At 54.9% G+C, this 7,254-nt stretch carries 9 protein-coding genes; 5 read left to right on the top strand and 4 right to left on the bottom strand.

Going from position 1 to position 7,254, the window contains the following annotated elements; translation table 11 throughout:
• Positions 1-589 (bottom strand): Na/Pi symporter (locus tag AYW79_RS14760; RefSeq protein WP_197467735.1); only part of this gene is annotated, 589 nt, incomplete at its 3' end.
• 141 nt (positions 590-730) lie between these two features.
• On the opposite strand from AYW79_RS14760, the gene AYW79_RS14755 reads away from it, so the two are divergent.
• The gene (locus tag AYW79_RS14755; RefSeq protein ID WP_067567527.1) at positions 731-1,993 is read left to right on the top strand and encodes a class I SAM-dependent rRNA methyltransferase; all 1,263 of its coding nucleotides are present in this window, start codon (positions 731-733) and stop codon (positions 1,991-1,993) included.
• Between the two features lie 13 nt (positions 1,994-2,006).
• Here the strand turns inward: AYW79_RS14755 and AYW79_RS14750 are convergent, their stop codons facing one another.
• Complete coding sequence (locus AYW79_RS14750) at positions 2,007-2,990, bottom strand: beta-ketoacyl-ACP synthase III (RefSeq protein WP_269449088.1); 984 nt, start codon at positions 2,988-2,990, stop codon at positions 2,007-2,009.
• Positions 2,991-3,160: 170 nt separating this feature from the next.
• Positions 3,161-3,331 (bottom strand): hypothetical protein, encoded by a 171-nt coding sequence (locus AYW79_RS15690; protein WP_156481937.1) that lies wholly within the window; start codon positions 3,329-3,331, stop codon positions 3,161-3,163.
• A gap of 161 nt (positions 3,332-3,492) precedes the next feature.
• Between AYW79_RS15690 and AYW79_RS14745 the strand changes: the two genes are divergently transcribed.
• The 3 genes from AYW79_RS14745 to AYW79_RS14735 all read left to right on the top strand — a co-directional run bounded on the left by AYW79_RS14745 (position 3,493) and on the right by AYW79_RS14735 (position 6,180).
• Entirely contained in the window at positions 3,493-4,803 is a 1,311-nt protein-coding gene (locus tag AYW79_RS14745) for a uracil/xanthine transporter (RefSeq protein ID WP_197461038.1), read from the top strand.
• A gap of 34 nt (positions 4,804-4,837) precedes the next feature.
• The gene (def, locus tag AYW79_RS14740; protein WP_067567518.1) at positions 4,838-5,332 is read left to right on the top strand and encodes a peptide deformylase; all 495 of its coding nucleotides are present in this window, start codon (positions 4,838-4,840) and stop codon (positions 5,330-5,332) included.
• Between the two features lie 86 nt (positions 5,333-5,418).
• Entirely contained in the window at positions 5,419-6,180 is a 762-nt protein-coding gene (locus tag AYW79_RS14735) for a TVP38/TMEM64 family protein (RefSeq protein ID WP_067567515.1), read from the top strand.
• A 38-nt stretch (positions 6,181-6,218) separates the two neighbouring features.
• Here the strand turns inward: AYW79_RS14735 and AYW79_RS14730 are convergent, their stop codons facing one another.
• Positions 6,219-6,605, bottom strand: a complete 387-nt coding sequence (locus AYW79_RS14730) for a hypothetical protein (RefSeq protein ID WP_067567512.1) — start codon at positions 6,603-6,605, stop codon at positions 6,219-6,221.
• Between the two features lie 106 nt (positions 6,606-6,711).
• Between AYW79_RS14730 and AYW79_RS14725 the strand changes: the two genes are divergently transcribed.
• Positions 6,712-7,254: DUF294 nucleotidyltransferase-like domain-containing protein (locus tag AYW79_RS14725; RefSeq protein WP_231884558.1), on the top strand; the 543-nt coding region annotated here is incomplete at its 3' end.

The following is a 7,254-nucleotide window of genomic DNA, read 5'->3' as shown; positions in this document are numbered from 1 at the left end:
CGGCGGTTATGCCAAGCAGGGGGTGTCTACCAGCCTGAAGCAGCAAGTGGGTCACCCAGGGTGAAGACGCGAGCGGCATCGTCGCGTGGGTCATCAGGCCAAAACCTACAAAGAGCGTGCCAAACCCGATGATCGAAAGCCCCCACGCGCGCATTCGTTTTTGCGCAGATGTTTTTGGTTTTGTGCGCTTTGACTTTCTGTGCGGAGTGAGAAACGAAGCGAGAAAGGCAAGCGAGCCTGCCGCGACGAGATAGGGTCCAAACGCGTCGAGGTTGAGCGAGAGCAGTCCCACGGTGAGCGTGCTGCCGATATTTGAGCCGAGGATGATGCCGATCGTGTCGGCAAAACGCAAAGTGCCTGCGGCCACGAGCCCCATCGACAAGATCGTGACGGCGGCGCCTGACTGGAGCATGGCTGTAGCAACGATGCCAGTGATGAGTCCGCGAAATGGTGTTTTGACAAGTCGTTCGATCAGTTGCATGGATTCGCGATTGCTGAGTTCCCCCATGCCGCTGCGAAGCGTGAACAGTCCGGTAATAAACACCAGCAATCCGGCAATGACTTCCAGAATCATCCGTGTATAAAACAAGGATTTCGCTCCTTATGTGACAGATCCCATGCGCTTTATCACGCTACGCTGTTTTGTTCACATGCTTTATTAAGTTTATATGCGGACAGGCCCGTCTGATAGTACAGCGTGTCCTTTTACCGTGAGAAAAGAGGGGTTTTAGTGAAAGAAGTTTTCTTAAAAAAGGATCGCAGAAAGCGACTCGAAGCAGGTCATCCGTGGATCTATCAAAATGAGATCGCGAGCGTAAAAGGAGATCCTGTGACGGGTGACGCTGTCGTGATTCGCAATCATCAGGGGCACGGCTTGGGGGCGGGGTTCTATCACGCAGAATCCCAGATCGGCGTGCGCATCGCCTCCTATGATTCGACCGAGACGCTGAATGACGCGTGGCTAAAGCGCACGCTGACCAAGGCGTGGCTCCATCGCAAACGGTTCCTCGCACAGACGTCCAGTTGTCGTGCGGCGTTTGGGGAGGCAGACTACCTGCCGGGTTTGATTGTGGATAAATACGGGGATGTCGCTGTCATCCAGGTTCTCTCTGCCGCTATGGAATTGCGCAAGGATGCAATTGTGCGCGCGGTTCGCGATGTGCTTTCTGTGACATGTGTTTATGAGCGGAGCGACGCGCCTGTGCGCGCGCTTGAAGGGTTGGCGGAGTCCGTTGGTCCGCTTTACGGGGAATGTGAAGATGTGGTGGAGATTAAGGAGAATGGACTCTCATTCATCGTCGATATCGCAGAAGGCCAAAAAACGGGACACTTTTTTGATCAGCGTGAAAATCGCGCGGCGCTCGCCTCGCTCGTGCGCTTTGCGGCGGCAGAAAAGCCGCGCACCGACCTGCGGTATCACGAAGGGGGTGCAGCGTTGGCACATGCCGCACGAAGCGGCGCGACGGTGCTCGACTGTTTCTCACACACAGGTGGATTCAGTGTCCACGCGCTTCACTATGGCGCGGCGCACGTGACGACTGTCGATGCGTCAGAAAAAGCGATCGAAGCGGCTGCCCGCAATATCAAAAAAAATGAGTTGGAGGATCGCTCGACGCGCCTCGTCGCAAACGCTTTTGATCTTTTGCGCGAGTATGAGCGAGATAAAAAGACGTTTGACGTGGTGATCCTCGATCCGCCAGCGTTTGCCAAAAACCGCGCGGCAGTTCCTGGCGCTTTACGCGGTTACAAAGAGATCAATCTGCGCGCGCTCAAGCTGATACCAGACGGCGGATTTTTGGTGACAGCGTCGTGTTCTTCGCCGATCACGCGCGAGGCGTGGCACGCAGTGATTGAAGAGGCGGCCGTCGATGCGCATAAACTTCTGCGTCTGATCGACGACCGCAGCGCGGGTGCAGACCATCCCCGCCGAATCGGGATGCCAGAGAGCGATTACCTCAAATTCTCAGTGTTTCAAGTGCAATCGCGTTCCTGACCGGGGCTGGGTATTACATTTTAAAGAGCGCGGAACCCCACGTCAGCCCGCCTGCAAACGCGGTGAACATGACGCGATCCCCGCGCTTTACCCGACCGAGGCGATTCCACTTGTCAAAGGCGAGGGGGATCGAGGCGGCGGATGTGTTTCCATACTCTTCAATGCAGAGTGCAACGCGCTCCGCTGGGATGGATACGCGTTCGCCCACGGCCTCGATGATGCGAAGATTTGCCTGGTGTGGGACGAGGAGATTGATTTCGTCTGGTGAGAGATGTTGACGCGCGATGATGCGATTGACACTCTCGGACATGCCAGTGACGGCCGCTTTAAACATGGCGCGACCGTCTTGCCAGATATAAGGGGTGATCCTTTCGCGCTCGGAAAATGTGCGGATAAACCGCTCCGGCACACCGTTTCTCGGCGTAAACGCGACCGCCGCGCGATTGCCGTCCGTGCGCAAGTCAAAATCGACCAGTCCGCGCACCGGTTCGTCTGCGATCGCTTCTGTCGCGCGCAGCACGACAGCGCCTGCGCCGTCGCCAAACAGGATGCAGGAATTGCGATCCGTATAGTCGAGATAGCGAGTGATGCCTTCTGCCGCGACGATGAGCGCCGTGCGAAACGCGCCGTTTTGCAGAAATTGACTGCCCTGCACCAATGCGTACACAAATCCTGCGCATACGCCGTTTGTATCAAACGCGGTCGCATTCGTGGCGCCGATCCCCGCCTGCACCATGGCCGCCATCGGCGGGAAAACAAAATCACCTGTAATCGTCGCGCCAACGATCAAATCGATCTCCTCGGGGCGAACGGACGCTTTCTCAAGCGCCTTGCGGGCAGCCTCCGTCGCCATTTCTGACACTGTTTCATCGGGCGCAAGTTTGCGCCGCTCACGAATTCCTGTGCGCGTGCGAATCCATTCATCGTTTGTGTCCACAAGCTTTTCCATGTCAGCGTTTGTGACAATGCCGGCGGGGACGTGACTGCCCGTCCCAATGATCTCAACGTGATACCGTGAAATTATGATCAGCTCCTAATACATGTTCCTATCTGTGACTATTCTACTCGCAGCATGGCAGTTTGAGAAGGGGTTGTAAACGCATTGGGCAGAGCGCGTTTCACGTCTGCCCGCTTGCGCGTTGTAGGGTGTTGGTACGAGTAGTTTAATCAGCGTTTTTGGCGACTCGGATTGATCGTGAATTCTTGTGCTTGACGGTCGCGGATCGCTTCAAAATTCACATCATCAAGGCGATCTGTGCGCAGTGCGTCAGGGAGTTCATTCGCGCGATGAACGTTTTTAGGATCGATGCCAAGGCTCTGTTCGTTTTTCTTTTGCATAGGACATCCCTCCTTTCGCATAGCATCCTCGAGATCGGATGAATTCATTCCAGAAACGATTGCCTGATGTGGTATGATGTTGAATCGAAAGTGTGATGCGTGAATGTCGGACAGGCTAAGATTTGGCTTGGTGTATGCTCGCGCGCGAAAGGTGGACTACGGTGGCGCAATCAACTCATCCACCATCGCTCGGCCGCGACGCGGTGGCTGGAATTCAGTGGCTTTTGTTCATGTTTGCAAACACGGTTGTCATCCCAGTCTCCGTCGGGGCCGCGCTGCATTTATCCCCCGTCGCCGTATCTGGGTTTATGCAACGCTCCTTTTTATTCACGGGCCTCGCCTGCCTTCTCCAACTGCTCTTTGGGCACAGACTGCCACTCATGGAGGGGCAATCGGGTGTTTGGTGGGGGGTTATCCTCACCGTGCTCACGGGAGCGGCAGAAGCGGGACAACCGCTTTCACAGGCGGGCGGCAGCCTTGAAATGGGGATTCTCGCGTCAGGCATATTGATCATGATCTTTGGCGTGATGGGGCTTGGCCGTTTTCTGCGGAAGTATTTCACGCCGATGGCGATGAGCGTTTTTTTAATCCTGCTGGCGGTGCAGTTGATCTCGATTTTTTTTCAAGGGATGGTTGGGTTGACGCACGCTCGGCATATCGATGTGAAGACTACCGCACTGTCGATTGCCCTGATCATCTTGGTTGTGACGCTCAGCCTGCGCGGCGCGAGACTCCTTAGCAACTTTGCGATTCTCATCGGTATCGCCAGTGGTTGGGTCGTCTACCGGATCGCGATTCACCCTTCCGCACCTCTGCATGCTGCGCCGTTTGCATCGCTATTCACGCCGTTTGCGTGGGGCTCGCCCTCGTTTCACGCGGGGATCTTGATCACAGCGCTGATCACTGGGCTTATCAACACGACGAACACAGTTACGACGATTGAAAACGCGCAGTTTCTTTTTCAGCAAAAATCGACGAATCGCGATTACGTGCGGTCGTTTCTTGTCACCGGGTTTAACACCGTGCTCTCAGGCCTGATTGGATTGGTTCCGTATGCACCATACACCTCGTCGCTAGGTTTCTTGCGCTCAACACAGATCTTTGCGAGAAGGCCTTTTGCAATCGGCGCCATTCTTTTCATGTTGCTTGGACTTATCCCGCTTGCCGGCTCTTTTTTATCCACCCTCCCCGTGAGTGTTGGGGATGCGGTGCTCCTGGTCGCCTATTTGCAGCTTTTTGGCTCGGCGCTTCAAGTGATCGAAGGTGTGACGTTCAATCACAAGACGATCTATCGAATCGCTCTGCCTACGCTTGTTGGCATTGCCATCTATGTGACACCCGCCTCTGCCTTTCTCACGATTCCAAGCGCTGTGCGCTCGTTTGTCAGCAGTGGCCTTTTGGTAGGCGTGGCGGTGTCCGTGATCTTGGAAAACACGATAAAATGGAATCGCGCAGAAATTCCATCTGCGTGACGCAACGACGGTTCTTATCTGCAAGGAGGTTTCTATGGCGATCTATGACATTGTAAAATTCCCCAACCCTATCCTCACCACGCCGGCCAATCCTGTGAAAAGTGTGACGCCAAACGTGCTTAAGGTGCTCGACAACCTTGCGGAGACGATGAAATATGCAAACGGTATTGGCCTCGCAGCGCCACAGGTTAACATTTTGAGACGACTGGCAGTCGTTGATGTGGAAGACGGGCGCGGGCGCCTTGACCTGATCAACCCGGTCATCGTGGAGGGGCGCGACGAAGTGATTGGGCCGGATGGCTGTCTATCGATCCCCGGATTATTCGGGGATACGATGCGTTATCGGTACATTCGCGTGCGGATGCTTGATCGCTCCGGTCAAGAGGTGGAAATTGAAGAGACCGATTTTCGCGCGCGCGCGATTCAGCACGAAATCGATCATTTAGACGGAATTCTTTTTACATCGAAAGCGATTCGCCTCTACCGTGAAGAAGAAATGCGCCGTGAGACAAGCCAGAAAAAGGGGTGATTGATTCACCCTTTCGCGTGTTCTGTCCATTGGCAGTTTGAGTACCATATGGTAGAGTAGGAGACGTTTCAAACGACCCGAAGGGGGTGAACTCGATCCTAAAGCGCGTGGACAAGCAAGCGGAGCGTCCTTTAGAACTCAAACCGCTCCCCATCGCGATCGGGCTCATACTCATCGTTTTTGCTGTGTGGTTGTTTTTTCACTATCGACATTCTTGGCATCATATCACGCTTTTGATTCAATCACTGGGAACGGTCGGAATTGTCGTTGCCATCCTTTTGATGGCCTTTTTTTGCGTCATTCCTGTGCCGTCAGAGGGGCTCATCCTCGTCAATATGGAAGTGTACGGAGTGCTTTGGGGACTCGTCTATTCGTGGATTGGCGGCGTCGTCGGCGCGGTGGTCGCCATGTATCTGACGCGGTGGATTGGGCAAGGGTTTGTGCGTCGCCTGATTCCTTCTGAGCGTCAGCGGCAGGTTGACCAGTGGATGGCGAAGCGGGGCACGTTTGGCCTCTTGGCGCTGCGCTTGACACCTTTTCCGTATCACGCGCTCAATTACGCGGCAGGTCTTCTCAATGTGCGGTTTTTTCCATTCTTATGGACGACGGCGCTTGGCATTATCCCGTTTGACATTTGGATGGGAGGATTTTTTGTCGGGTTCAGCCACGGTGTCATCCCAGCGATCATCAGTGTGCTTGCGGCGGTTGTCTTGCTAGGCGGCTTCAGTTTCTTGTTCCGCGGGAAACTGGTGTCGGTGTTTCGACCAGAGCGCGATGACGAAGAGAAGCCGCCTACGCGTGATGATGATCCTTCGGCCGATTCGGTGATTGAACGTCTCGGCAAATAAGGAACGGGTGACAGTGTATTGCCGGGAGTCGTCGCACGTTAATCTTTGCTTAGAAAACTTTTGAAAATACTGTGCCACTGCGCCACCTTTTGCGCATTTTCTGGTGTGACATAGCGCATCGCCTTTTTGACATGTTCAGTGGCGCGCGGGTCAAACATAGGTTGTCGCACATACGGAGCCTGCTGCCTAAAGGGTGTCATAGACGAACTCTGCCGCACGTTCGCAGATGGTTTGTGCGGGATCGTTTGCGCCGTTGGCGCACTGCGCCTTGGTTGTTGCGTCGCATCGCCTTGCGGCGGTCCGGCGTAGCGATCCATCCGTCGTTTGACGCCATTGCGCACGAGGCCTGACAGTTGTTTTGTTGATTGATTGTGAAAAACGTCAAGCGCAAGCGCGCTCGCTTTTAAAAAGGTATCCAGTTTCACGTGGCTCACCTCGAACACTATGATATCTAGCGTATGCGCGAGCACAGGGGCAGGCGACGGGCAGGTGACCAGCGAGGACGGATGCCAAAGGGGTGAATTCGAAATCGTGGACAAGGCGCTTGAAGTGCTGCGAAAACGGCGTGAAGAACTGATCCATGTCTTTGAAGCGCGTCGCACAGGCGGCGTGCAGGCGGCATTCGAGCAGGCGGCGCGTGAACATAAGCGAATTCACGCCGATGTGTTTTCACTCGCGCAGCGTCATGTCGAAGAACAAGGGCTATGCAGACCGCCTGGTGAGATGACGTTTCTCATGTTAGGAAGCGGTGCGCGGGGAGAACAGTCGATTCTCTCTGACCAGGATCACGCGCTCGTGTTTGAATTGCCGGATAGGGATACGGAGACAGATGCGACGCGCGCGTACGTTGATCGCTTGACGCGCGTGACGGCCGCACTTTTAAGCGAGGTAGGCTACGCGCTTTGTTCAGGTCATGTGATGGCGAGCAATCCGCGTTGGCAAGGGACGCTTCTCACGTGGCAAAACCGTCTTGAACAATACTATGACCATCCGGATTGGGAAAACATACGCTTTCTTCTCATCGCTGCAGACGCCACCGCCATCGTTGGGCAGACCAGCCACGCGAGCGCACTG

It is taken from the genome of Ferroacidibacillus organovorans (genome assembly GCF_001642725.1).
Classification (GTDB): Bacteria; Bacillota; Bacilli; order Alicyclobacillales; family SLC66; genus Ferroacidibacillus; species Ferroacidibacillus organovorans.
The sequence above is the reverse complement of the archived record's forward strand: the minus strand, read 5'-3'. Positions and strand labels throughout refer to the sequence as shown.

Coding starts and splice junctions, on each gene's coding strand:
- def (WP_067567518.1), top strand. CDS start 4,838: ATGGCGATCTATGACATTGTAAAATTCCCCAACCCTATCCTCACCACG.
- AYW79_RS15690 (WP_156481937.1), bottom strand. CDS start 3,331: ATGCAAAAGAAAAACGAACAGAGCCTTGGCATCGATCCTAAAAACGTT.